This is a genomic window from Kitasatospora sp. NPDC088160 (assembly GCF_044741445.1).
Taxonomy (GTDB): domain Bacteria; phylum Actinomycetota; class Actinomycetes; order Streptomycetales; family Streptomycetaceae; genus Kitasatospora.
The window spans coordinates 85,824-109,725 of the sequence record NZ_JBIUSS010000022.1; the positions used below are offsets into that span (position 1 = coordinate 85,824).

At 73.4% G+C, this 23,902-nt stretch carries 23 protein-coding genes; 10 read left to right on the forward strand and 13 right to left on the reverse strand.

Annotated features, from left to right (window positions below; translation table 11 throughout):
• Nucleotides 1-8: 8 nt before the first annotated feature.
• From ACIOGZ_RS30525 to ACIOGZ_RS30540, 4 genes are all read left to right on the forward strand, one after another.
• Nucleotides 9-1,568, forward strand: coding sequence for a carboxylesterase/lipase family protein (locus ACIOGZ_RS30525; protein ID WP_400988485.1), 1,560 nt, complete (start codon nt 9-11; stop codon nt 1,566-1,568).
• A gap of 145 nt (nt 1,569-1,713) precedes the next feature.
• Entirely contained in the window at nt 1,714-2,169 is a 456-nt protein-coding gene (locus ACIOGZ_RS30530) for a GNAT family N-acetyltransferase (RefSeq protein WP_363584142.1), read from the forward strand.
• Between the two features lie 142 nt (nt 2,170-2,311).
• Entirely contained in the window at nt 2,312-3,565 is a 1,254-nt protein-coding gene (gene efeB / locus ACIOGZ_RS30535; RefSeq protein ID WP_363584140.1) for an iron uptake transporter deferrochelatase/peroxidase subunit, read from the forward strand.
• A gap of 188 nt (nt 3,566-3,753) precedes the next feature.
• Nucleotides 3,754-4,455, forward strand: coding sequence for an exonuclease domain-containing protein (locus ACIOGZ_RS30540; RefSeq protein ID WP_363584138.1), 702 nt, complete (start codon nt 3,754-3,756; stop codon nt 4,453-4,455).
• A gap of 34 nt (nt 4,456-4,489) precedes the next feature.
• Here the strand turns inward: ACIOGZ_RS30540 and ACIOGZ_RS30545 are convergent, their stop codons facing one another.
• Nucleotides 4,490-5,506 (reverse strand): polysaccharide deacetylase family protein, encoded by a 1,017-nt coding sequence (locus ACIOGZ_RS30545; RefSeq protein ID WP_400810798.1) that lies wholly within the window; start codon nt 5,504-5,506, stop codon nt 4,490-4,492.
• 268 nt (nt 5,507-5,774) lie between these two features.
• The gene (locus tag ACIOGZ_RS30550; RefSeq protein WP_363584134.1) at nt 5,775-6,668 is read right to left on the reverse strand and encodes an aminoglycoside phosphotransferase family protein; all 894 of its coding nucleotides are present in this window, start codon (nt 6,666-6,668) and stop codon (nt 5,775-5,777) included.
• Between the two features lie 470 nt (nt 6,669-7,138).
• Here ACIOGZ_RS30550 and ACIOGZ_RS30555 point away from each other — a divergent pair, with 470 nt between their 5' ends.
• The 5 genes from ACIOGZ_RS30555 to ACIOGZ_RS30575 all read left to right on the forward strand — a co-directional run bounded on the left by ACIOGZ_RS30555 (nt 7,139) and on the right by ACIOGZ_RS30575 (nt 12,528).
• Nucleotides 7,139-9,280 (forward strand): MMPL family transporter, encoded by a 2,142-nt coding sequence (locus ACIOGZ_RS30555; RefSeq protein ID WP_363584208.1) that lies wholly within the window; start codon nt 7,139-7,141, stop codon nt 9,278-9,280.
• A 323-nt stretch (nt 9,281-9,603) separates the two neighbouring features.
• Entirely contained in the window at nt 9,604-9,810 is a 207-nt protein-coding gene (locus ACIOGZ_RS30560; RefSeq protein WP_350881634.1) for a cold-shock protein, read from the forward strand.
• A gap of 157 nt (nt 9,811-9,967) precedes the next feature.
• On the forward strand, nt 9,968-11,716 hold the full coding sequence (locus tag ACIOGZ_RS30565; protein ID WP_400988487.1) for a DEAD/DEAH box helicase: 1,749 nt from the start codon (nt 9,968-9,970) through the stop codon (nt 11,714-11,716).
• A 183-nt stretch (nt 11,717-11,899) separates the two neighbouring features.
• Nucleotides 11,900-12,121, forward strand: coding sequence for a type II toxin-antitoxin system VapB family antitoxin (locus ACIOGZ_RS30570; protein WP_350881630.1), 222 nt, complete (start codon nt 11,900-11,902; stop codon nt 12,119-12,121).
• On the forward strand, nt 12,118-12,528 hold the full coding sequence (locus ACIOGZ_RS30575) for a PIN domain-containing protein (RefSeq protein ID WP_400988488.1): 411 nt from the start codon (nt 12,118-12,120) through the stop codon (nt 12,526-12,528). Before ACIOGZ_RS30570 ends, ACIOGZ_RS30575 begins: the two co-directional genes overlap by 4 nt.
• Nucleotides 12,529-12,541: 13 nt before the next feature.
• On the opposite strand, the gene ACIOGZ_RS30580 is transcribed toward ACIOGZ_RS30575, so the two are convergent.
• The 11 genes from ACIOGZ_RS30580 to ACIOGZ_RS30630 form a co-directional block, all read right to left on the reverse strand.
• On the reverse strand, nt 12,542-13,270 hold the full coding sequence (locus tag ACIOGZ_RS30580) for a sirohydrochlorin chelatase (RefSeq protein ID WP_400988490.1): 729 nt from the start codon (nt 13,268-13,270) through the stop codon (nt 12,542-12,544).
• A gap of 11 nt (nt 13,271-13,281) precedes the next feature.
• Nucleotides 13,282-14,211 (reverse strand): ABC transporter permease, encoded by a 930-nt coding sequence (locus tag ACIOGZ_RS30585; protein ID WP_400810792.1) that lies wholly within the window; start codon nt 14,209-14,211, stop codon nt 13,282-13,284.
• Nucleotides 14,198-15,001: an ABC transporter ATP-binding protein gene (locus ACIOGZ_RS30590; RefSeq protein WP_363630256.1), complete on the reverse strand. Its 804-nt coding sequence runs from the start codon at nt 14,999-15,001 to the stop codon at nt 14,198-14,200. Before ACIOGZ_RS30590 ends, ACIOGZ_RS30585 begins: the two co-directional genes overlap by 14 nt.
• Nucleotides 15,002-15,195: 194 nt before the next feature.
• The gene (locus tag ACIOGZ_RS30595) at nt 15,196-16,356 is read right to left on the reverse strand and encodes an aliphatic sulfonate ABC transporter substrate-binding protein (protein WP_400810789.1); all 1,161 of its coding nucleotides are present in this window, start codon (nt 16,354-16,356) and stop codon (nt 15,196-15,198) included.
• A gap of 195 nt (nt 16,357-16,551) precedes the next feature.
• Nucleotides 16,552-17,886, reverse strand: a complete 1,335-nt coding sequence (locus ACIOGZ_RS30600; RefSeq protein WP_363630252.1) for a GTP-binding protein — start codon at nt 17,884-17,886, stop codon at nt 16,552-16,554.
• Between the two features lie 2 nt (nt 17,887-17,888).
• Nucleotides 17,889-18,848 carry a sulfate adenylyltransferase subunit CysD gene (gene cysD, locus ACIOGZ_RS30605; protein WP_400988492.1) on the reverse strand — a complete coding sequence of 320 codons (960 nt, stop codon included), beginning with the start codon at nt 18,846-18,848 and terminating at the stop codon, nt 17,889-17,891.
• On the reverse strand, nt 18,845-19,441 hold the full coding sequence (gene cysC / locus ACIOGZ_RS30610) for an adenylyl-sulfate kinase (RefSeq protein ID WP_363630250.1): 597 nt from the start codon (nt 19,439-19,441) through the stop codon (nt 18,845-18,847). Before cysC ends, cysD begins: the two co-directional genes overlap by 4 nt.
• A 34-nt stretch (nt 19,442-19,475) precedes the next feature.
• On the reverse strand, nt 19,476-20,177 hold the full coding sequence (locus tag ACIOGZ_RS30615; RefSeq protein WP_363630249.1) for a phosphoadenylyl-sulfate reductase: 702 nt from the start codon (nt 20,175-20,177) through the stop codon (nt 19,476-19,478).
• Entirely contained in the window at nt 20,158-20,406 is a 249-nt protein-coding gene (locus ACIOGZ_RS30620; protein WP_400988534.1) for a hypothetical protein, read from the reverse strand. Before ACIOGZ_RS30620 ends, ACIOGZ_RS30615 begins: the two co-directional genes overlap by 20 nt.
• Entirely contained in the window at nt 20,403-22,127 is a 1,725-nt protein-coding gene (locus ACIOGZ_RS30625; protein WP_363584113.1) for a nitrite/sulfite reductase, read from the reverse strand. The genes ACIOGZ_RS30620 and ACIOGZ_RS30625 overlap by 4 nt, the downstream gene beginning before the upstream one ends.
• A 198-nt stretch (nt 22,128-22,325) precedes the next feature.
• A complete protein-coding gene (locus ACIOGZ_RS30630) occupies nt 22,326-22,409 on the reverse strand; it encodes a putative leader peptide (protein ID WP_347878562.1) in 84 nt (27 codons plus the stop codon).
• A gap of 178 nt (nt 22,410-22,587) precedes the next feature.
• Here ACIOGZ_RS30630 and ACIOGZ_RS30635 point away from each other — a divergent pair, with 178 nt between their 5' ends.
• On the forward strand, nt 22,588-23,880 hold the full coding sequence (locus ACIOGZ_RS30635) for a YihY/virulence factor BrkB family protein (RefSeq protein WP_363584111.1): 1,293 nt from the start codon (nt 22,588-22,590) through the stop codon (nt 23,878-23,880).
• Nucleotides 23,881-23,902: the final 22 nt, after the last annotated feature.

Below are 23,902 nucleotides of genomic sequence, written 5' to 3' on the forward strand. Positions count from 1 at the left end.
TGGCCGGCGTGGCGGCAGCCCTGCTGGGCCTGCTGCCGGCCGTCCCCGCCGAGGCCCGGGAGGCGGGCGGCTGCCGTACGGCGACCTCCGCCGGCCGCCTGCAAGGGGTGGCCCAGGACGGCCGGTGCGCCTACCTGGGCGTCCCGTACGCGGCGCCGCCCACCGGCGAGCGCCGGTTCCGCCCGCCGCAGCCCGCCGCACCCTGGCCCGGAACGCTGCGCGCCACCCAGGCCCGCCCCGGCTGCCCGCAGGACCTGAGCGCGGGCGGCGGCGGCACCGAGGACTGCCTGTACCTCAACGTGTGGTCGGCGCACCACGGCGGCGCCCGCAAACCCGTCATGGTCTTCCTGCACGGCGGCGCGGACGAACTCGGCGCCGCCGCCCAGCCCGTCTTCGACGGCGGCCTGCTGGCCGAGCGCGGCGACGTCGTCGTGGTGAACCTGGACTACCGGCTCGGCATCCTGGGCTGGACGGAACTCGGCGCGCTCGACCCGTCCTACGCCGGCTCGGGCAACAACGGGCTGCGCGACGAGAGCGCCGCGCTGACCTGGGTGCGCCGGCACATCGGCGCCTTCGGCGGCGACCCGGGCAACGTCACCGTCTTCGGCCAGTCGGCCGGCGCGATCTCGATCAGCGCCCTGCTGGCCGGCGACCACCCCGAGCGCCTCTTCCGGCGCGCCATCGTCGAGAGCGGGCCCGGCTACCTGGTGCACACCGCGGCCGCCGCGCGGGCCACCGCCGGAAAGGTCTTCGCCACCGGCGGCATCCACACCGTCGCGGACCTCGACCGGCTGAGCACCCAACAGGTCCTCGAACTCCAGGAACAGGTCCAGCACGGGCTCTCCGGACTGTCCTCCGCGGTCTTCTTCGGCCCCTCCATCGACGGGGCGCTGGTGCCCGGCCCGGTCGTCGAACGGATCGCCGCCGGCAGCGCCCGCGACGTCGACGTGATGACCGGCACCACCGAGAACGAGACCGACTACTGGGCGCTGTTCGACCCCACGCTGCCGGACCTCCCGCTGAGCGCCTACCGCAACCTGCCCCCCGTGCTCGCCGACCGCAAACAGCAGATGTACGACCGGTACGCCGCCGACCGCCCCGGGGCCACCGAGGGCCGGGTGGTGAACGCGATGCTCACCGACCAGACCGAGCGGATCCCCACCCTGCGCCTGGCCGAGGCCCAGTCCCGCTGGCGGCCCACCCACGTCTACCAGTTCGACTGGCACGTGCCCTACGTCCCCGGCCTGCCCGCCGCCCAGAACCTGGGCGCCATGCACACCCTGGAACTGCCCTTCGTCTTCGGCGGCCTGGACCTCGGCGCGATCCCGCGCGGCGCGCAGACCGTCGCCGCCCAGCGGCCCGAACTCACCCGGCTGTCCGAGCGGATGGCCGACGCCTGGGCCTCCTTCGCCCGCGAGGGCGACCCGGGCTGGCCGTCCTACACCGCCGACGCGCGGGCCACCCGGATCTGGGACCTGAACCCCAGCGTCCAGTACGCCCCGCACGACGACGAACGCGCCCTCTGGGACGACTACTCCTTCCCCGCCCTGGACCTCGGCACCCGCTGAGGCCTTCCCGCCTTCCCGCCTTCCCGCCTTCCCACCGGAGCAGGGGGCCGGGCCACCGCCCGGCCCCCTCGGCACGCCCCGCCCCGGCGTCCGGCCCCTGAAACCCGCTGGCCAGGCCGGTGCGGCCGCTGCCACACTGCGGGCCGTGAACAGCCTCCCCGCCTGGACCCTGCGCCCCGCCACCGCCGCCGACGTCGAACCCGTCGCCGAACTCAAGGCCGTCGTCCTGCGCGCCGACCTCGAACGCCTCGGCCGCTACGACGACGACCGGGTCCGCCGGCGCCTGCGGGCGGGCTTCTCCAGCCGCCACAGCTCCGTCATCCTCGTCGACGGCGCCTTCGCCGGCTCCGTCACCGTCCGCCCCGCCGAGCAGGGCGGCCGCTGGATCGAGCACTTCTACCTCGCCCCCGCCCACCAGGGCCGCGGCCTCGGCACCGCCGTCCTGCGCCACCTCCTCGCCCAGGCCGACGCCGCCGGCGAGCCCGTGCGCCTCGACGTCCTCCAGGGCAGCCCCGCCCGCAGCCTCTACGAACGCCACGGCTTCGTCCTCGACCACGAGGACCCGATCGACGTCTACCTGGTCCGCGAGCCCGCCGCCTGAACCGGGGCCGGCCCGTTGGTCGGGGCGTGGCGCCCGGTGACGCTCGCCCGGGTGACGCGAGTAGGCCGGACGGATGGTGACCGGCGGTCGGGCGCGGCGCTCACCCGAGCACCGGGCCCGACCGCTTGTTAGCGTCCCGTCCATGATCGACAGCCCGCACTCCACCGGCTCCGAACACCCCCGCGCCACCCGCCGCGGCCTGCTGCGCACCGCCCTCGGCGCCACCACCGCCGGAGCCCTCACCCTCACCGGCGCCCGCCCCGCCCAGGCCGCGCCCCGCACCGCCACCCGGCGCATCGACTTCCACGGCCTCCACCAGGCCGGCATCACCAACCCGCCCCCCGGCTACGGCACCTTCCTCGCCCTCGACGTCAAGGCCCGCGACCGCAAGGCCCTCGAAACCCTCCTGCGCACCCTCACCGACCGCATCCGCTTCCTCACCGCCGGCGGCACCCCGCCCGACCTCGGCCCCGCCGCCGCCCCCTCCGACAGCGGCACCCTCGGCCCCGACCTGCCCGCCGACGACCTCACCGTCACCGTCGCCGTCGGCGCCTCCCTCTTCGACACCCGCTACGGCCTCACCCGCCACCGCCCCCGCCGGCTCACCGCCATGCGGGCCTTCCCCGTCGACGCGCTGCGCCCCGCCGAATGCCACGGCGACCTCTCGCTCCAGATCTGCGCCGAGAACCGCGACACCGTCCAGCACACCATCCGCGACCTGCTGCGCAGCACCAACGGCCTGATCCGCCCGCGCTGGCAGCTCGACGGCTTCCAGAACCGCTCCCGCCCCACCGGCGCCGCCCGCAACCTGCTCGGCTTCAAGGACGGCATCGAGAACCCCGACACCACGAACGCCCGCGAGCTGGACGCCCTCGTCTGGGTCGGCGAGGGCGGCGACGAACCGCGCTGGGCCGCCGGCGGCAGCTACCAGGTCATCCGCGCCATCCGCACCCTCGTCGCCGGCTGGGACGAGGTGCCGCTCAAGCAGCAGGAACGCCTGATCGGCCGACGCAAGAACGACGGCGCCCCGCTCGGGGCGGCCGGCGAGACCGACACCCCCGACTACCGCAACGACCCCGACGGCGCCGTCATCCCCCTCGACTCCCACATCCGCCTCGCCAACCCCCGCACCGACGGCACCCGCGACAGCCGCATCCTGCGCCGCGCCTTCAACTACGACCGCGGCCTCGATTCCGACGGCGAACCCGACCTCGGCCTCGCCTTCTGCTGCTACCAGCAGGACGTGGCCCGCCAGTTCGAAGCCGTCCAGACCCGCCTCAACACCGAACCCCTCGCCCGCCACCTCCGCCCCACCGGCGGCGGCTACTTCTACGTCCTCCCCGGCGCCCACGACACCACCGACTGGCTCGGCCGCACCCTCCTCACCGCCACCTGACGCCCCGGTTCGCGCGCCCGTCGCCCAACCGGGGCGCGGGCGCCCGCCGTTGGGGCGACCTGCCGAAACCGAGGGGGCCGTCCGCCGCCGTACCGGCCCGCACCCCGACCGCCCCGGCGGCCGGGATGTCGGTGGGGCGGGTGATGATGGGGGCTGTTTCGAGAGGCAGGACGGAAGGACACCCCCTTATGAGCTGGTGGCAGCAGCCACTGGTCGGCTTCGACCTGGAGACCACGGGCACCGACCCGGCCGTGGACCGCATCGTCACGGCCGCGCTCGTGGACACCGTCGGGGCCCGCCGGGTGGGGGCCGCGCACTGGCTGCTCGACCCCGGGGTCCCGATCCCGGCCGAGGCGGAGGCGATCCACGGCATCGGCGACGACCTGGCCCGCGGCAAGGGCCGGCCGGCCAAGGAGGCGGTGGAGGAGATAGCCGGCGCGCTCTGCGAGCGGCTCGCCGCAGGGCGCCCGGTGGTCGCGTTCAACGCGCCGTTCGACCTGTCGCTGCTCGACGCCGAGCTGCGCCGGTACGGGCTGGTGCCGCTCGCCGAGCGCCTCGGCGCCCCGGTCGGGCCGGTGCTGGACGCGCTGGTCGTCGACCGGGCGGTGGACAAGTACCGCAAGGGCTCGCGCACCCTGCAGCGGGTCTGCGAGGTGTACGGCGTCGAGCTGACGGACGCGCACGAGGCGGGCAGCGACGCGCTGGCGGCCGTCCGGGTCGCCGTCGCCCTCGCCGAGCGCTACCGGGCCGAGGTCGGCGACGTCGCGCCGGCCGAGCTGCACGAGCGCCAGATCGGCTGGTACCGGGAGTGGGCCGAGGGCTTGCAGGCGTGGCTGCGCCGCGGCAAGGACCCGCAGGCCGTGGTCGACCCGCGGTGGCCGATGAGGTGACCGCCCCCGGTGAGGCCGGCGGGCCGGGCGGGGCCTAGCCGGCCGGCCAGTCGAAGGTGTAGCCCTGGGCGACCAGCCAGGGCAGCAGCTGCTTGAGCGCGGCCACGGTCTGGGTGCGGTCGCCGCCGCCGTCGTGCATCAGGATCACGCCGCCGGGCTTGAGCTGCTTCTGCACGGTGGAGACGATGGCCGGCACGCCCGGGCGGGACCAGTCGCGCGGGTCGACGGACCAGCCGAGCGAGGACATGCCGAGGCTCGCGGTGATCTGCTCGTTGTCGGCGTTGAAGCCGCCGCCGGGGGCGCGGAACCAGCTGACCCGGGTGCCGGGGCCGCCGGCCTTGACGATCATGTCCCTGGCGGCGGAGATCTCGTAGGCGGCCTTGTCGTGGGGGAGCTTCGCGAACGGCTGCGGGTGGTGGACGCTGTGGTCGCAGAGCCGGTGGCCGGCCGCGAGGACGCGCTTGACCAGGGCCGGGTTGGCGGCGGCGTTCTGGCCGATCTCGCAGAAGGTGGCCTTGGCGTGGTACTGGGCGAGCAGGTCGAGGATCTGGCCGGTGGCGGGGCCGGGGCCGTCGTCGAAGGTGAGCGCCACGGTGTGGCCGCCGGAGGCGGTGGAGCCGATGACGGTGCCCGGCTTGACCGGCGCGGGCGGCGGCGCGGGGGTGCCCGAGGGCGTGGTCGCTACGGGCGTGGTGGTGACCGGGGCGCTCGGCGTGCCGCTGTGGGGCGCGGCGGTCGTCCCGGCCGGCGCCTTGGGCGTGCGCGGCTTCGGGACGGCTGGCGGGGCGGCGGAGGCGGGTGCGCTGTCGGAGCCGGGGGCGGGCGCGACGGTGGCGACGGGGCCGTCGGTCGGCCGGGAGTCGGTCGGCGCGATGGTGATCGGGGGCTGGGTGCTGACGCCGGCCGTCGGCTGGAGGGCTCCGCTGGCGGTGCCGCACGCGGCCAGGCCCAGGGTGGCGGCCGCCACGACGCAGCCTGCGACCAGCCGGCGGCGGGCCGTGAGGGCCGTACGGGTCGGAGGGGAGGGCCGGCGGGTGGCGGAGTGGGGCATGGCGGCGGCTCCTGTGGTGCAGAGGGGTGCAGAGGACGGGTGCCGATCCCTCGGTCAGGATGACTGTCCGATAGGACGCCGAGCGTACGTGCCCCGGTTGCGGAGCGGACCGGAGCGCCGTAGGAGTCTTCTCACACGCGCCCGGGTTGGCGCCCCCGCGGCCCGCCGGGTATCCCGGGGGCCGTGACGGGGGCGTCCCGGCACTTCAAGGCCCGGCACTTCAGGAGCCCGCCACTTCGGAAGCCCGACGCCCCGGGAGCCCGACGCCTCAGAACGGGTACCAGCGCACCTCGGTGGCACCCTCCCGCAGCGAGGCGACCCGGCGCCGGAACTCCGCCAGCGCGGCCGGATTGCCGGGCACCTGCTGGGCGACCCAGGAGGCGCTGGCGGTCTCCCGGGCCCCGCGCAGCACCGCGAAGCCGGGCCAGGCGCGCACGTCCCAGCCGTACGCCTCGACGAAGGCCCGGTACTCCTCGCCGGGCACGCCGTACCGGTCGTGGCTGAGCGCGAGGACCACCAGGTCGTGTTCGCGCAGGTCGTGCGAGACGTTCTCCAGGTCGAGCAGGACGGGCCCGTCCGGGCCGACGTGGACGTTGCGGGGCAGCGCGTCGCCGTGGATCACACCGGGGTGCAGGTGCGGGGCGAGGTCGGGCAGGGCGGCGGCGAAGCCGTCGCGGCGGTGGCGCAGGAAGGCGACGTCGGCCGGGTCGACGTGGCCCTCGGCGGAGGCCAGCCAGCGTTCGACGGGGGCCAGCAGGTCGCGGTGGGCGAGCGGGAAGGGCGGCAGCGGCAGCCGGTGCAGGGCGCGCAGCAGCGGGGCGAGGTCGGCGGGGCGGGCGGGGCGGACGGCGGGGGCGAGCCGGTGCCAGAAGGTGACGGGGTGCCCGTGGGCGAGCTGGGGCTCGGCTTCCACCGCGTCGTACGGGCGGACCACCGGGACGTCCTGGGCGGCGAGCCAGTGGGCGACGGCGAGTTCGTGCCGCGCCCGTTCGTACAGTTCGGGGCCGCGGCCGACCTTGGCGACGACGGCCGGGTCGCCGAGGTCGAAGACGGCGTTCTCGCCGAGCGCGAGCAGCCGGGCGTCGCCGGGGCCGGGCAGTCCGGCGGACTCGCAGGCGTGGGCGAGCAGCAGCCGGGCGCGGCCTTCGTCGAAGGGGATCATGGCGGTGCTCCGTTGGGGCGGCGTTCATCCGGAGGCCTCCGGACGGTGATCATCATGACGGACCGGGGTGGGGTTTTCCCTACCCTCCTACCCTGACATCTCCTCCCAGGGGGTAGGGGAGAGATCCACCCTGAGGGGGAGCTGTCTCCACCCGGAGCACGAGGTCAAGGGGCGTGCGCCCGGGAGAAACTGGGTCGGGGCCGCTTCGGAGCGGCCTGACGGGGGTTGGACCACGGGGGCTCCTTGCCGGGCGGCAAGCAAGTGCTCGTAGGATGACGCCCAAATCCACTTACCTGCCGACCGGCTAGGGAGCGCCGCCGCGCGTCTCCCACCGGTCCAGCCGTCGCCCGGCGTCCCGTCCCCCAAGGGCTGCGGTGAACCATGCCCAGGAGGCATCGAGCATGTTCCACCGACTAGGACAATTCGTCGTACGCCGCGCGTGGTGGGTGATCATCGCGTGGGTGATCGGAATGATCGCCGTCCTCATGACCGCGCCGAAGGTCAGCTCGCAGACCGACGAAGCCGCGTTCCTCCCCAAGCACTACGAGTCCATCCAGGCCGCACAGGTGCAGGAGCGCGCCTTCCCGGCCGCCTTCACCCCGGGCGCGCTCGCACTCTTCGAGCGCAACGACGGCGCCGCGTTCACCGACGCGGACAAGGCCGCGATGGGCAAGCTCGTCCAGGACCTGACGGCCAAGAAGATCGACGGCGTCGAGAAGATCATCCCGCCGTCCGACCAGCTGGGCATATCCCCGGACCACAAGTACGCGATGGCCATGATCGCCGTCGACAAGTCGAAGCAGCAGGACCAGAACGGCACCGCGGACATCGCCAAGGCCCTCCGCGACGACGGCAAGGCACTGGCCTCCGGCACCGACCTGAAGTTCCAGCTCGGCGGCCCCGCCGCCCAGGCGCTCGACCAGAAGGAAGCCTCCGGCTCGGCCGAGGGCATCATCACCATGGCCACGGTGCTCCTGGTCATCGTGATCGTCGGCATCATCTTCCGCGGCATCCTGGCCGGCCTGCTGCCGGTCCTGGTCTCGCTGATGATCGCGCTGCCCGCCTCCATCGGCCTGATCAACTACGCGACCGACATCTTCAACCTCAAGAGCACACCCATCCTGATGGCGATCCTGATCGTCGTCGTGCTCGGCGTCGGCACCGACTACTTCCTGTTCCTCGCCTTCCGCTACCGCGAGCGGCTGCGGGCCGGCGACGACCGCAACGCCGCCGTGGCCAACGCGGTCGGCCGGGTCGGCGAGGCGATCGCCTCCGCCGCCGGCGCCGTCACCATCGCCTTCGCCGCGCTGATCCTCTCCAGCCTCGGCATGTTCCAGGCGCTCGGCCCCGCGCTGGCGATCGCGGTCGTGGTCACCGCCCTGGCCTCGCTCACCCTGGCCCCCGCGCTGCTCGCGGTCATCCCCGCCCGCGCCGTCTTCTGGCCCGGCAAGAAGTGGACGGACGAGCCGAGCACCGCGCGCTTCACCGCGCTCGGCCGGGTCGTCCAGAAGCGCCCGGCGCTGGCCGCCGTCGCCTCCGGCGGCGTACTGGTCGCCCTGTCCGTGGGCGCGCTCGGCTACAACGGCCTCTTCGACATGGCCGGCAGCTCCATGCCCAAGGACAAGGAGTCGATGGTCGTCCAGGACAAGATGGCCAAGGGCTTCTCCGCCGGCGCCGCCGACCCGAGCCAGGTCTACCTGAGCAGCACCGACGGCAAGAAGCTCGACCCGGCCTCCTTCCCGGCCTACGCCGACAAGCTGCAGGGCGTCGGCGGGGTGTCCAAGGTCTACCTGCCGAGCGCCGACGCCAAGAGCATCAGCGCCGACGGCGCCACCGCCCAGTTCACCGTCATGCTCAAGGACGCCCCGACCAGCAACGAGGCGATCGACGCGGTGACCGAGCTGCGCACCGTCGCCCACGCGCAGGCCCCGGCCGGCAGCGAGGCCAAGGTCGGCGGCCTCACCTCGGTGTTCAAGGACATCAACCTGGCGATGACCCACGACTACAAGCTGGTCTTCCCGATCGCCGGGCTGCTGATCCTGCTCATCCTGGCCCTCCAGCTGCGCAGCGTGGTCGCCCCCTGGTACCTGATGGCCTCGGTAGGCCTCGGCTTCAGCGCCACGCTGGGCGCCACCACGCTGATCTTCCAGAAGATCGGCAACGAGACCGGCCTGATGTTCATGATGCCGATCCTCATCTACCTCTTCGTGGTGGCGATCGGGACGGACTACAACATCCTGATCATCGCCCGTCTGCGCGAGGAGGCCCGCGCGGGCCGCAGCCCGCGCGAGGCGGCCCGCGAGGCGCTGCGCCACGCCGGCCCGACCGTCGCCGCGGCCGGCTTCATCCTGGCGGCCTCGTTCGGGACGTTCATGCTCGCCGGCAACACCTTCATGATGGAGTTCGGCTTCGCGATGGCCTTCGGCATCGTGCTGGCGGCCTTCGTGATGGCGATGTTCTTCACCCCGGCGCTCACCGCGCTGATCGGAAACCGGGCCTGGTGGCCCGGCCACGGCGCCGACCCCGAGCACGGCCACGGCGCAAGCCTCGGTGCCGGCCCGGCGCCGGCGGCGGACGCGTACGGCGTGCCGGAGCCGGCCGGACGGCGCTGATCGCCTCGTTCGGACACGGGCGACGCCCGACCGACGCGCCAAACAGGCGGCGTCCCGCTTCGGCGGGGCGCCGCTTGCCCCCTTTCCCTGGCCGTCAAACGTGATCTGTTGAGCACAAAAGTCCCCGGTCAATCGGGGTGTCGCCGTGCTACAGTCGACTCAGTTGCAGTTTTGGTTCCCATGAACGCATGTGTGCGCCTGCTGGTCCAACCAACAGGCGCATTTGTTTTGTCCGGTGTTTCAGTCTCCGGATGGGGATCGCGGCTACTCCGGGGTTCACGCGGTGTGAATCCCTGATGCCCCAGTTTTTTGAGGAGACGGTTATGGCTACCGGCACCGTGAAGTGGTTCAACAGCGAAAAGGGCTTCGGCTTCATCGAGCAGGCCGAGGGCGGCCCGGATGTGTTCGCGCACTACTCGAACATCCAGGCCAACGGCTTCCGTGAGCTCGTTGAGGGCCAGGCCGTCGAGTTCGACGTGACCCAGGGCCAGAAGGGCCCGCAGGCCGAGAACATCCGCGTCATCGGCTGACGTCAGCCTCCACGCTGACTCGCGATCTCGCGAAGCGGGGGCCCGTACCACACGGTGCGGGCCCCCGCGCATGCCGCCGTACGGCCGGGGCGGCGAGTTTCCTACCGACGGCCGACCAGCCCCCACCCGGGGCTGCCGACCGACGTACGGAGACTTCGTGACCACCCCTGCCCGCCCGCCGCGTGACCGCGCCGCCCGCACTACCGACCAGGCCCGCCGCGGCGAGAACCCGCGCCGCAGCGCCGGCGCCGGCCGCGGCGAGAACGCCGGTCGCACCGGCGCCGGCGACCGCGCCCGCCGTGGCGAGAACCCGCGCGCCACCGGCGACGCCGAGCGCGCCCGCAAGCCGCGCGGCCGCACCGGCGCCCCCAAGAACACCCGCGCCGCCGCCGTGCCCGAGGCCGCCGACTTCACCGTCGTCGAGGGCACCCCGGCCCGGCCCCCGGCGGACACCTTCGCCGAACTGGACCTGCCCAAGGGCATCCTCAGCACGCTCACCCGCGAAGGCGTCACCGCGCCGTTCCCGATCCAGGGCGCCACGCTGCCCGACTCGATCGCCGGCCGCGACGTGCTCGGCCGCGGCCGTACCGGCTCCGGCAAGACCCTCGCCTTCGGCCTGCCGCTGCTCGCCCGCACCGCCGGGCGCCGCGCCGTCGCCCGCTACCCGCTGGCGCTCGTCCTGGTGCCCACCCGCGAGCTCGCCCAGCAGGTCACCGACGCGCTCACCCCCTACGCGACCGCCGTCAACCTGCGGATCACCACCGTCGTCGGCGGCATGTCGATCAACCGCCAGGCCAACGCCGTCCGCCGTGGCACCGAGGTCCTGGTCGCCACCCCCGGCCGGCTCGACGACCTGATCGGCCGCGGTGACGTCAACCTGTCCGACGTCGCCATCACCGTCCTCGACGAGGCCGACCAGATGGCCGACATGGGCTTCCTCCCGCAGGTCAGCAAGCTGCTGGAGCAGGTCGCCGAGGGCGGGCAGCGGATGCTGTTCTCCGCGACCCTGGACCGCAACGTCGACCGCCTGGTCAAGCGCTTCCTCACCGACCCGGTCACCCACTCGGTCGACCCGTCGGCCGGCGCGGTCACCACCATGGACCACCACGTCCTCCAGCTGGACCAGGCCGACAAGGCGTCCACCACCGCGCACATCGCCTCCCGCGACGGGCGCGTGATCATGTTCGTGCACACCAAGCACGGCGCCGACCGCCTCACCAAGCAGCTGCTCGCCACCGGCGTCCGGGCCGCGGCCCTGCACGGCGGCAAGTCCCAGCCGCAGCGCAACCGGGTCCTCGACCAGTTCCGCGACGGCCACGTCACCGCGCTGATCGCCACCAACGTCGCCGCCCGAGGCATCCACATCGAAGGCCTCGACCTGGTCGTCAACGTCGACCCGCCGGTCGACCACAAGGACTACCTGCACCGCGGCGGACGCACCGCCCGGGCCGGCGAGTCCGGCACCGTCGTCACCCTCGTCCTGCCCGAGCAGCGCCGCGAGGTCAACCGGCTGATGACGGTCGCGGGCATCCGCCCCACCGTCACCAAGGTCCGCCCCGGCGACGCCGACCTCGCCAAGATCACCGGTGCCCGCACCCCCAGCGGCGTCGCGGTCGCCGTCGCCGTCCCCGCGCCCGCCGAGGCCCCCGCCGCCAAGGCCGACGCCAAGTCCGGCAACCCGCGCCGCCGCCCTGGCAAGCGCTCCGCGCTGCCCGCCGACGTCGACATGAACGGCAACCCGCGCCGCCCCCGCCCCAAGCAGCGCATGGGCGGCGCCGCCGCCCAGGGCGACCGCCCCCAGGCGGCCGGCTTCATCGGCCGCTCCTCCGGCCGCGCCAAGCCCGGCAGCGGCGCCAAGTCCGGCTCCAACTACGGCACCGGCCGCCAGCGCCGCGCCATCGACTGATCCCCGGCGACCGCCCGACGGCCCGGCCCCCTCGCACCGAGGGGGCCGGGCCGTCTCGTCGTGGGCCCGGCTGTCCGACGGACACCATCACCCCGCGGCGGTCCGACCCGGGCGAATCTCCGTTGATGTTGGTCATGTGCAGTGCTATGTACATCACCACCATCGATCGACGGAGGTATCCGGATGTCCGTGACACAGATCGACATCGATGACGACGCGCTGGAACGAGCAATGACGCTCGCCGGAGTTCGGACCAAGAAGGACGCCGTCAACCTGGCACTGCGCTTCTACGCCGAGCGGCAGGAACGTGCTGCCCGGATCAGCCGGCATTTCGAGCGGGCTCGGCACTGGGGAGCCGTCGAGGACGCAGAGCGGATGCACCGAGCGGAGAAGGACGCCCGGTGATCTATCTCCTCGACACCTCCGGACTCGTCCGGTTGTTGGGCGAGCCCAAGCTCCTGGCCGTCTGGTACGACGCGATCGACGCGGGGTCGATCGCGTCGTGCTACCCGCAGCGCGCGGAGTTTCTGCACAACGCGCGCAGAGGCCGGGAGTACGACGAGATCACCGAGATGTTCGCCGACCTGTACCCGGACGTCTCGGTACCGAAGAACGCTGGGCGCTGGATCGACACGGTTCAGCGGCGCACGGCCCTCGCCGGGCAGCACCGTAGTGCCTCCGCGGTCGACCTCATGATCGCGGCGACGGCCGCGCACCACGGCCTCACGGTCCTCCACGACGATGCGGGCTACCGCACGGTGGCGCGGCACGCCGCCGACCTGAGCGAGCACAGCGTCCTCGATCACGGGTGAGCCGGCCCCGTGGTCAGGCGGTGAGCGTCCGGGGCATCGTGGCGGCCGCACGCGCCTCGTCGTAGCGCTCCAGGAGGAGGACGGCCAGTTCGGGGGCGGGGCCCAGGACGGCGGCGACGGCGTCCGCTCCGGCGGCGGCCTCGGCGATGCGGTCGGGCAGGAGGCCCGGGGCCAGCAGGTAGGGGGAGACGGCGGTGCGGGCGGCGCCCGCGGCGCGCAGGGCGGCCAGGGCGTCGGGCACGCGCGGGCCGGTGGCGGAGGCGTAGGCCACCTCGACGGCGGCCCAGCCGCGGCCGCGGCGCCACGTGGTGGCCACCGCGCGGGTGGCGGCGTCGGCGGCCGGGTCGGAGGAGCCGGCCGCCGCGAGCACCACGCCGGTGCGGGCCCGGACGGCGGCCGAGCGCACGTCCACCCCGGCTTCGGCGAGGCGGCGGTCCAGGGCGGCGAGCAGCAGCGGCGACGGGCCCAGGACGGCGGCGACGGGCAGGGCCGCGCCGGCCGTGCGCAGGGCGGCCGGGACGTCGTGCTTGGCGTGGTAGGCCCGGTTGAGCAGCAGCGGGACGGCCACCGCGTCGTCGAGCCGCCCGACGACCTGCGGGATGCGCGGCGCGCAGTGGTCCAGGTAGGCGGTGGCGACGTCCAGCCCGGGGCGCAGCGCCCGCACCTCCTGGACCAGTGCGGCCACGGTCGCGGCGTGCCGCGGGTCGCGGCTGCCGTGGGCGATCAGCAGGAGGGCGGGCATCGGCGTCGGCCTTACTTGACGGCGGCCAGCAGGCCGCGGTTGCGCAGCACCCGGCGCTCGACCGGGGTGAAGACGAGCAGTTCGATGGCGATGCCGACGAACAGGATCAGGATGATGCCGAGCAGCACCCCGGACATGTCGGAGAACTCGCGCTGGTCCTCCAGGAACCGGCCCAGGCCCCGGCCGAGGTCGGGGGAGGAGGCGACGAGTTCGGCGGCCATCAGGGAGCGCCAGGAGAACGCCCAGCCCTGCTTGAGGCCGGCCAGGTAGCCGGGCAGCGCGGCGGGGATCAGCACGAGCCGGGCGCCGGTGAGGCCGGTGGCGCCGATGGTGCGTCCGGCGCGCAGGAACAGCGGCGGCACCTGGTCGATGCCGGCGACCAGGCCGTTGGCGATGGAGGGGACGGCGCCGAGCAGGATCACCGCGTACATCATCTGGTCGTTGATGCCGAGCCAGATGACCGCGGCCGGCACCCAGGCGACCGAGGGCAGCGACTGCAGGCCCTGGAGGACCGGGCCGATGGCGGTGCGCACCGGCCGGACGCGGGCGACGACCAGCCCGATCGGGGTGCCGATGACGCCGGCGAGCAGGAAGCCGGACAGGCCGCGCCAGACGCTGGTCCAGATGATCGAGAACAGCGTGCCCTGGTACCAGAGCTCCTGGGCGGAGTGCCACACGTCGGTCGGGCTGGGCAGCTTGTAGGCGGAGGTGAGGTGCAGGCTGTAGGCGCCCTGCCACAGGGCGAGCACCACGAGGACGCCGATCAGTGGCGGCAGGGCCTTGGTCCGCAGCGCCTCGCCGAGCGAGCCGCGCTGGGCGGAGACGGCGTCGAGGGCGTCCAGGCCGGCGCCGACACCGGCGGTGTCCGTGGCGGCGGCCCTGTCGGTCCTGTCGGCCTTGTCGGTCTTCTCCAGGACCGGGGTGCTGTCAGTGCTGGCCATGGCGACGGATCTCCCCACGCAGTTCTTCGGTGATCTCGATGGACAGGTCGGCGACGCCGGTGGACTCGATGCGGCGCGGCTGCGGCAGGTCGATCCGCCACTCGCGGGCGACCCGGCCGGGGCGGGAGGAGAGCAGGACGACGCGCTGGGCCAGGCGCACGGCCTCGCGCACGTTGTGGGTGACGAACAGGACGGACAGCTGCCGCTCGGCCCAGATCCGGGTGATCTCGTCGTGCAGCACGTCGCGGGTGATGGCGTCGAGCGCGGCGAACGGCTCGTCCATCAGCAGCACCTGGCTGCCCTGGGCGAGCGCGCGGGCCATCGCGACGCGCTGGCGCATGCCGCCGGACAGCTCGTGCACGCGCTTGCCGTACGAGCCCTTGAGGCGGACGAGTTCGAGCAGGCGCTCGGCTTCGGCGCGGCGCTCGGGGCGGGGGACGCCGGCCAGCTTGAGGGCGAGTTCGATGTTGCGGCCGGCGGTGAGCCAGGGGAACAGCGCGTGCTCCTGGAACATCAGCGCGGGACGGCCGCCCGGCACCTCGATGGCGCCGGCGGTGGGCTGGTCGAGGCCGGCGACCAGGTTGAGCAGGGTGGACTTGCCGCAGCCCGAGGCGCCGAGCAGGGTGACGAACTCGCCGGGCGCGACGTCGAGGGTGATGTCGTCCAGGACGTGGGTCTGCGTGCCCGGGCGGCCGAAGGACTTGTGCACGTGCGAGATCCGGACGGCGGGCGCGGCGCCGCCGGCGTCGGCGCCGGCGGTGTCCGCCGAGGTGGTCAGTGCCGGTGTCATCCGGGCACCTCCTGCGTGAGTGGTCTGGCTGAGGGCTGGCGGAGCGGGGCCGGGGCCCGGCCCCGCCCGTCCCGGTGGGCATCGATCGCGGATCGACCGGGCGGGCGGGGGTCCGGACCGCGGAGTCGGGGGCGGACTCGGCGCGGCTCGGCGTTACTCGGCACCGCTCGGTGCCGTTTCGGAGCCGGGTGGCGCTACTTGGCGCCGAGTCCGGCGTCCGCCACGGGGCCCTGGCCCTTGGCCGCGAGCACCTTGTCGAGCAGGGTGAGGTCGTAGATGCCGTTCAGGTTGGGCTTCTTGAGCAGCCCGGCGGTGACGGCGTGGTCGGCCTCGGCCTGGAGGGTGTTCGCCAGCGGGTCGTCGAGGAAGTCGATGTCGGCCCAGGCCGGGTCGAGGATGGCCGGCTCCAGCGCGTTGCCGGCCTCCTTCTTGATCGCGTCGTTGGCGTCGGCCTTGGCCTTGTCCGGGTTGGCCTTGATGAAGGCGTTGGTGTTCACCGAGCCGCGCAGCACGGCCTCCACCACGTCCGGGTGCTCCTTGAGGAACTTCTGCGAGACGATGATGTTGGTGATCACGAACTTCTTGTCCGGCCAGACGTCCTTCTCGTTGAGCAGGACCTTCGCGCCGAGGGTGACCAGCTTGGAGGCGGTGGGCTCGGGCACCCAGGCGCCGTCGATGGAGCCCTGTCGGTAGGCGTCGGGGGTGACCTTGTTGTCCGTGCGCACCACCGAGACGTCGCCGGCACCGGACGCCGCGTCGACCTTGAAGCCCTTGCCGGCCAGGTAGTTGAGCAGCGCCACGTCCTGGGTGTTGCCCAGCTGCGGGGTGGCGATCTTCTTGCCCCTGAGGTCGTCCAGCGAGGGGATCTTGTCCGGGTTGACCACCAGCTTGACCCCGCCGGAGGCCGAGCCGCCGATGATCTTCAGGGACTGGCCGTCGGACTTGGTGTAGCCGTTGATCGCGGGGGAGGGGCCGATCCAGCCGATGTCGATGGAGCCGGCGTTGAGCGCCTCGATCTCGGACGGGCCCGCGTTGAAGACCTGGGTCTTGATCTGGGTGGCGCCCAACTCCTTCTGGAACAGCCCCTCCTGGAGGCCGACCAGGGCGGTGCCGTGGGTCAGGTTCGCGAAGTACCCGATCTTCACGGTGTCCGCGGACAGCTTCGCGCCGGAGGCGCCGGCCGAACTGGCGGCGGAGTCGGCGCCCGCCTTCTTGTCGTCCGCCTTGGAGCCGTAGCTGCACGCGGACAGCAGGGTCACGGCGGTCAGGCCGGCCACCGCGGCCACCGCGGAGCGTCTGATCCGGCCGGCGTCGGGGCGGGCACGGGTATGCGAGAGGGCCGGGTTCGGGGCCATGGTGAAGTCCTGTTCATCGACGGACCGTCAGGAGGCGGTCTCGGGGACGTGGCGGTCGCCCGTCGGGGCGGCCGGGGGTCGCAACTCAGCGCTGTCGGCCCGCACATCGGGTCAGGCCGCCCTGGCCGCTGCCGAGGACGCCGCTGCCGATGCGGCCGCCTTCCTTGTCCATGTCCGAGAACGCCTCGCTGGGCATCAGACCCAGTCCTCCTCAGCGGGTTCGGTGGCGCGTACGGTCGCGAAGGCCTCGCCCGCCATGCCGGCGGTGAGGGTGGTGCCGTCGGCCGGGTCGATCAGCAGGAACGAGCCGGTGCGGCGGTTGTCGGAGTAGGCGTCGAGTGCCAGCGGCTCGGCGGTGCGCAGCACCACGTGGCCGAGGTCGTTGACGTTCAACCCCTCGGCGCCGGAGCGCTGTTCGAGGGTGTCGCCCGCCTTGGTCGGCAGAGCGATGCGGTAGGTGATGTCCTTGACCAGCGCGCGCACGGTGCGGGTGGTGTGCTTGAGCAGGACCTTGTCGCCGGCGCGCAGCGGGCGCTCGTAGAGGTGGCTGACGGTGGCCTCGATGTCCCTGGTGGGCGCGGGGATCACGCCGGCCGCGATCAGGTCGCCGCGGGAGACGTCGAGGTCGTCGGCGAGCCGGATGGTGACCGACTGGGGTGCCCAGGCGAGGTCCGTCTCGCGGCCGAGCGCGTCGATCCCGGCGACGGTGGTGGTGTGGCCCGAGGGCAGTACCGTCACCGGGTCGCCGACCCGCAGCACGCCGGAGGCCAACTGCCCGGCGTAGCCGCGGTAGTCGGGGTGCTCCTCGCTCTGCGGGCGGATCACGTACTGGACCGGGAAGCGGGCCGGCTCGGCGCCCGGGTCGCTGCCGACCGGGACGGTCTCCAGGTGCTCCAGCAGGGTCGGGCCGCCGTACCAGTCCATGTGCGCGGACGGCTCGACGACGTTGTCCCCCGCGAGGGCGGAGATCGGCACGGCCACCACGTCGCCCACGCCGAGCGAGGCGGCGTAGGCGGTGAACTCCTCGGCGATGGCGGCGAAGACGGGCTCGGCGTAGTCGACCAGGTCCATCTTGTTGACGGCCAGCACCACGTGCGGCACCCGCAGCAGCGCGGCGACGGCGGCGTGCCGGCGGGTCTGCTCGACGACGCCGTTGCGGGCGTCGACCAGTACCACGGCCAGTTCGGCGGTGGAGGCGCCGGTCACCATGTTGCGGGTGTACTGCACGTGCCCGGGGGTGTCGGCGAGGATGAACCGCCGCCGGGGGGTGGCGAAGTAGCGGTAGGCCACGTCGATGGTGATGCCCTGCTCGCGCTCGGCGCGCAGGCCGTCGGTGAGCAGCGCGAGGTCGGGCGCTTCCTGGCCGCGGCCCAGCGAGACGCGTTCGACGGCCTCCAGCTGGTCGGCGAGCACGGACTTGGAGTCGTGCAGCAGGCGGCCGACCAGGGTGGACTTGCCGTCGTCGACGGATCCGGCGGTGGCGAAGCGCAGCAGCGACGTGGCGGTTGCTTCCTGGGTGGTGCTGGTCATCGTTAGAAGTACCCCTCGCGCTTGCGGTCTTCCATCGCGGCCTCGGACAGCTTGTCGTCGGCCCGCGTCGCGCCGCGCTCGGTGAGGCGGCTGGCGGCGATCTCGGCGATCACGGCCTGGATGTCGGTGGCGTCCGAGTCGACGGCGCCGGTGCAGGACATGTCGCCGACGGTGCGGTAGCGGATCAGCCGCCGCTCGACGGGCTCGTTCTCCCTGGGGCCGCCCCACTTGCCGGCGGTCAGCCACATGCCGCCGCGGGAGAAGACGTCCCGCTCGTGGGCGTAGTAGATCTCCGGGAGGTCGATGCCCTCGCGCTCGATGTACTGCCAGACGTCCAGCTCGGTCCAGTTGGACAGCGGGAAGACGCGCACGTGCTCGCCGACGGCGTGCCGGCCGTTGTACAGCGACCACAGCTCGGGGCGCTGGCGGCGCGGGTCCCAGGCGCCGAACTCGTCGCGCAGGGAGAACACCCGCTCCTTGGCGCGGGCCTTCTCCTCGTCGCGGCGCCCGCCGCCGAACACCGCGTCGAAGCGGTTCGTCTCGATGGCGTCGAGCAGCGGGACGGTCTGCAGCGGGTTGCGGGTGCCGTCCGGGCGCTCGCGCAGCCGGCCGTCGTCGATGAAGTCCTGGACGTGGGCGACGTGCAGGCGCAGGCCGTGCTCGGCCACGACGCGGTCGCGGTAGGCGATCACCTCGGGGAAGTTGTGGCCGGTGTCGACGTGCAGCAGCGAGAACGGCACGGCGGCCGGGTGGAAGGCCTTGAGTGCCAGGTGCAGCATGACGATGGAGTCCTTGCCGCCCGAGAAGAGGATCACCGGGCGCTCGAACTCCCCCGCGACCTCGCGGAAGACGTGCACCGACTCGGCCTCCAGCACGTCCAGGTGGGACAGCGCGAAAGGGCCCCTGGCCGGCTGGTTCTGGGCGTCGGCGGTGCGGAGCGGGCCGTCGGTCGCGGTGGTCATGCGAGACCCCTCTCGGTCAGGAAGGCGTGCAGCTCGGCGGCGGACTCGGCGACCGCGCGGCCCTGCGTCTGGATCCGCAGCTCCGGCTTCTCCGGCGCCTCGTACGGGTCGTCCACGCCGGTGAGGCCGGCCAGCTGCCCGGCGGCCTGCTTGGCGTACAGGCCCTTGACGTCGCGTTCGGCGCACAGCTCGACCGGGGTGGCGACGTGGACCTCCAGGAACTCGGTGCCGGCCGCCGCGTGCCGCTCGCGCACCGCGGCGCGCGAGTCGGCGAACGGGGCGATCACCGGGGCGAGCACCTTGACGCCGTGGGCGGCGAGCTTCTCGGCGACGAAGCCGATCCGGGTCACGTTGGTGTGCCGGTCCTCGCGGGTGAAGCCGAGGCCCTTGGAGAGGAACTCGCGGATCTCGTCGCCGTCCAGGACCTCGACCCGGTGGCCCTCGGCGCGCAGCCGTCCGGCCAGCGCGAAGGCGAGCGTGGTCTTGCCCGCGCTCGGCAGCCCGGTCAGCCACACGGTGGCGCCGCGCTCGCAGGGGGCGGCCGCGGGGGCCGCCTCCGCGGCTCCGTCGGCGGCCCGGGTGTGAGCTGTCACAGTCTCAAGTCCTTCGTCGGTAGTGGGGGGTGGGTCAGAGGTGGATGCCGCACTCGGTCTTGCCGGAGCCGGACCAGCGCCCGGCCCGGGCGTCCTCGCCCTCGGCGGGCTTGCGGGTGCAGGACAGCGGCGAGCAGCCGATCGAGGTGTAGCCCTCCCACAGCAGCGGGTTGAGCAGCACCCCGTGGGCGGTGACGTAGGCGTCCACGTCCTCCTGCGTCCACCGGGCGATCGGGGCGATCTTGACCTTGCGGCGCCGGGCGTCCCAGGACACCACCGGGGTGTCCGCCCGGCTCGGGGACTCGTCGCGGCGCAGCCCGGTCGCCCAGGCGTCGTAGCCGCCGAGGCCGCGGTTGAGCGGCTCGACCTTGCGCAGCGAGCAGCACAGGTCCGGGTCGCGGTCGTGCAGGTGCGGCCCGTGCTCGGCGTCCTGCTCGGCCACGGTGCGCAGCGGCCTGAGGGTGATGACGTTGACCGGCATGGTCGCGGCCACCGCGTCCCGGGTGCCGATGGTCTCCGGGAAGTGGTAGCCGGTGTCCAGGAACACCACGTCCACGCCGGGGAACACCGAGGAGGCGAGGTGGGCGACGACCGCGTCCTCCATCGAGGAGGTGACGCAGAAGCGGCGGCCGAAGGTGTCGGCGGCCCAGGCCAGGATCTCCTGGGGCGTCGCCTCCTCCAGCTCGCGGCCGGCCCGGACGGCTATCTCCTCGTGGTCAGTCGTCGCGCTGGTCACCGGACGAACCCCCGTCGTTCGCAGTCGAGTTGGCCGAAGTCGTGGCGGCCGAAGCCGAGTTGGCCGCGGTCGAGGCGGTCGAGGCGGTCGGGGACAGCAGGCCGAGGAACTTCAGCTGGAAGGCGCGACGGCACCCGTGGCACTCCCAGGCGCCGTGCCCGGCCTCGGAGGGGCGCAGGTCCTCGTCCCCGCAGTACGGGCAGAAGAACGGCGCGGCACGCTCACTCACGACAGCTGCTCCTCGCCGGCCCGGGCCGCCCACTGGGCGAAGCGCTCGCCCTCGGTGCGGTCGGCCTGGTAGCGGGTCAGGACGCGCTCGACGTAGTCGGGCAGGTCGTCCTTGGTGACCTTGAGGCCGCGGACCTTGCGGCCGAACCCGGCCTCCAGGCCGAGCGCGCCGCCCAGGTGCACCTGGTAGCCCTCGACCTGCTCGCCGTTGCCGTCCGGGACGAGCTGGCCCTTGAGGCCGATGTCGGCGACCTGGATGCGGGCACAGGCGTTCGGGCAGCCGTTGATGTTGATGGTCAGCGGTTCGGCGAAGTCCGGCAGGCGCTTCTCCAGCTCGTCGATGAGCGTGCGGCCGCGCTCCTTGGTCTCGACGATGGCGAGCTTGCAGTACTCGATGCCGGTGCACGCCATGGTGCCGCGGCGGAACGGCGACGGGGTGACCCGCAGGTCCAGCGCTTCCAGGCCGGCCACCACCGAGTCGACCTGGTCCTCGGCGATGTCGAGGACCAGCATCTTCTGTTCGGCGGTGGTGCGCAGCCGGTCGCTGCCGTGCGCGGCGGCGAGGTCGGCGATCTGGCCGAGCAGCCGGCCGTCGACCCGGCCGACGCGCGGCGCGAAGCCGATGTAGTACCGGCCGTCCTTCTGCCGGTGGACGCCGACGTGGTCGCGCCAGCGGCCGCTGGGCTCCTGCGGCGCGGGGCCGTCGACCAGCCGGTACGCGAGGTACTCGTCCTCCAGCACCTGGCGGAACTTCTCCACGCCCCAGTCGGCGACCAGGAACTTCAGCCGGGCGCGGTTGCGCAGCCGGCGGTAGCCGTAGTCGCGGAAGATGCCGATGACGCCGCCGTAGACGTCGGCCACCTCGTCCAGCGGGACCCAGGCGCCCAGGCGCACGCCCAGCTTGGGGTTGGTGGACAGCCCGCCGCCGACCCACAGGTCGAAGCCGGGGCCGTGCTCGGGGTGGACCACGCCGACGAAGGCGATGTCGTTGATCTCGTGCGCGACGTCCAGCAGCGGGGAACCGGAGACGGCGGACTTGAACTTGCGCGGCAGGTTGGAGAAGTCCTTGTTGCCGATGAAGCGCCGCTGGATCTCCTCGATGGCGGGGGTGCCGTCGATGATCTCGTCCTCGGCGATGCCGGCCACCGGGGAGCCGAGGATGACGCGCGGGGTGTCGCCGCAGGCCTCGGTGGTGGACAGGCCGACGGCCTCCAGCTTCTGCCAGATCGCCGGGACGTCCTCGATCCGGATCCAGTGGTACTGGACGTTCTGGCGGTCGGTCAGGTCGGCGGTGTTGCGGGCGTACTGCTCGGAGACCTCGGCGATCGCCTTCAGCTGGGCGACGGTCAGCCGGCCGCCGTCGACCCGCACGCGCAGCATGAAGTACTCGGCGTCGAGCTCGTGCGGCTCCAGGATCGCGGTCCTGCCGCCGTCGATGCCCTCCTTGCGCTGGGTGTACAGGCCCCACCAGCGCATCCGGCCGCGCAGGTCGGCGGGGTCGATCGAGTCGAAGCCCCGGTGGGCGTAGATCGTCTCAATACGTGTCCGTACGTTGAGACCGTCGTCGTCCTTCTTGAACTGCTCGTTGGCGTTCAGGGGGGTGAAGTGGCCCATGCCCCACTGGCCCTCGCCGCGGTGACGGGTCACCTTGCGAGGCGCGGCGGGGCGGCGCGCGGCGGCGCGGTCGGCCGTGGGCTCGGCGGTCTCGGGGGTGGTGGCCATGGTGAAGTCCTTCGGGGCAGATGGCTCTGACGCCGGGTGGGTCGCTGGGGGTGCGTGGCGGTGCGGTGCTGCTGTGACCTGCGGGTATTCCCAGGGCCGGGGAGAGCAGTGACCGTGGCCGGCCGGGCGCCCGCGCGTCCGCTCCAGCGGGGACTGCGAGGTGGGTGGCGCCGGGTGCGGTGGTGCGGCGGGGTGGGCTCAGATCGCCGGACAGATGGCGCTGGACACGCGAAGGAGATCGACGTGGAGTCGACCAACTAGGGTGGTTCCGGCGCTCGGCATGGCAAGAGATTGGCACGGCGCGGGACTCGCGGTCCACTAACATCCGGATGGCGGACGCTGAGGTTTCGACATGTGAGACTGCCGGGGATCCCCGCCGCTCCCCGCCCCGACGTCCGTCCACGCGCCCGTACCCCGGGGGAGATCAACCGCGCGGCCCCGGCCCGATACCGTTAGACCCGTGCAAGCAGCAGGCGAGACGAGCAGACCGAACCCCGAACGGCCCTCCCGGCGCCGGGGCAAGGGCTCCCGACGCGCGGCCAAACAGGCCGCCTGGCGCCGCACGGCGTGGGAGCTGGTCAAGGACACCACCAACACCTGCGTCGAGTACCGGGTCACCGGACTCGCCGCGGAGGCGGCCTTCTTCACCCTGCTGTCGATCCCACCGCTGCTCCTCGGCCTGGCCGGCACCCTCGGCTACCTCGACGAGTTCCTCGGCGCCGGCACCATCGACCGGCTCAAGCACGACATCGTCTCGGCCTCCGGGACGGTCCTGTCGGACTCGTCCGTCAAGGAGGTCGTGGTGCCGCTGCTGGACCAGGTCTTCGCCCACTCCCGGCCCGACCTCGTCTCGATCGGCTTCCTGCTGTCGCTGTGGTCCGGCTCCAGAGCGCTCTACATCTTCATCGACACCATCACCGTCATGTACGGGCTCGACGGCAAGCGAGGCATCGTCAAGACCCGGCTGATGTCCCTCGGCCTCTACTTCGGCGCCCTCGTCATCAGCTCCCTGGTGCTGCCGCTGCTGATGGCCGGACCCGGACTCATCGAGAACGCCGTGCCCGGCGTCGCCGGACTGGTCGGCGCCGCCTACTGGCCGGTCGCCATCGTGCTGCTGATCGTCTCCCTCACCACCCTCTACCACCTGGCCGTCCCCGTCTCCACCCCCTGGCGCGAGGACGTCCCCGGCGCCCTGGTCGCCCTCGTGGTGCTGGTCGTCTGCAGCGTCGCCCTGCGGATCTACCTGGTCAGCTCGGTCGAGGTCCCCTCGGTGTACGGCTCGCTGGCCGCGCCGGTGGCCGTACTGCTGTGGATCTTCGTGGTCGCCCTGGCCGTCCTCATCGGCGCCGCCATGAACGCCGCCATAGACCGCCGCTGGCCCACCCTGGAGACCGCCGACGCCCGCGCCGAGAACGAGCGCGCCCAGGAGGAGGCCGCCGCCGCCGTGGTCCGCGAGGTCGCCGCCCGGCGCGCCGCCGAACGGGCCCGGCGCGCCCGCGAACTCGGCCTCGCCGAAGGCGCCGAGGAGGAGTGGGGCGAGGAGGACGGCGACGACGTCGACGTCCCCTCCGAGTACCCGGAGCGCTGGGCCGACGTCCTGGCCGCCGACAACGTCCGCGGCCGCCTCACCGCCCGCGGCGGGCCCCACCACCGGCCCGGTCCGCCCCCGCCGGACAGCGACCGGCCGTCCGGGCCGCCGCCGGAGCGGCGGGCGCCCGACTACCCGCCCCGGCCGCCGTGGGAGCGGCAGTAGGGGCAGGGTTCCGGCACCACGA